Origin of the sequence: Acetobacter okinawensis JCM 25146 (genome assembly GCF_000613865.1) — a bacterium.
Lineage (GTDB): Bacteria > Pseudomonadota > Alphaproteobacteria > Acetobacterales > Acetobacteraceae > Acetobacter > Acetobacter okinawensis.
In genome coordinates, this window is sequence record NZ_BAJU01000118.1 from 1 (window position 1) to 935 (window position 935).

At 66.1% G+C, this 935-nt stretch carries 1 protein-coding gene; it reads left to right on the forward strand.

The window, feature by feature from the left end; translation table 11 throughout:
* Positions 1-935: transglycosylase SLT domain-containing protein (locus tag JCM25146_RS20335; protein ID WP_051544347.1), on the forward strand; the 935-nt coding region annotated here is incomplete at both ends.

Genomic DNA, 935 nt, shown 5'->3' on the forward strand with positions numbered 1-935 from the left:
GCACCGCACCCCGCACCCCACCCACCCGCTGGCTGCTGAGCGCCGCACTGCTTGCAGGCTGCGTACACACCACCGTAGGGGCCTCGCGGGCCAATGCACACTCTGCCGAGGCAGGGCTGTGCACGGAGGCCATGACACAGGCCGAGCGCAGCCTGCATATTCCCGACGGGTTTCTCTCCGCCATGGGGCGGGTGGAAAGTGGCCGGACCGAATCCGACGGTACGGTCTCCGCCTGGCCATGGACGATTAACGCAGGTGGCATTGGCTACCACTACAACAGCCGGGCCGAGGCCGTGGCCGCTGTGCAGAGCTTCCGCCAGCAGGGCATCATGTCCATTGACGTGGGGTGCATGCAGGTCAACCTGCAACAGCACCCCGATGCGTTCCCCTCCGTCGATCAGGCGTTCGACCCGCTGCGCAACGCCATGTATGCGGGCAGCTTTCTGCTCCAGATGTATGAAAAAATGGGGAGCTGGCCCCGCGCCGCAGCGGCCTACCACTCCCAGACCCCCGGCATAGGCACCCCCTACCAGTGGAAGGTGCTGGAGGCATGGGCCGTACCGCAGGACGGGCGTGATGGGGCACAACCCCCGCAAAAATCTCCCCTTATGGCGCAGGTGTTCCCGCACCCGGTCACCCCTTCCGTCCGTCACCCCCCCATGATGGTGGCTGAAGCCAGTATGGGTACAGGGCCGGATGGCATGCCCCAGATCTCGCACCCCAAGGTGTTCCACCCTTTTCAGGGCATGCGGAACTTTGTGGAGGCCGGGCCTGTTGGCAATAGCCGGGGGAGTGGCATGCGTGGGCGCTCGCTGGCTCCTACCGTGCCACCCCTGTTGCGCGGGCCAGCACCCAGCGCGTTGCCTCTTCCCAAGGGAATGAGTAAGCCCACCCACTATAAACCGGCCTTCTGGCGGGCCGCAGCCTCGGGCGGC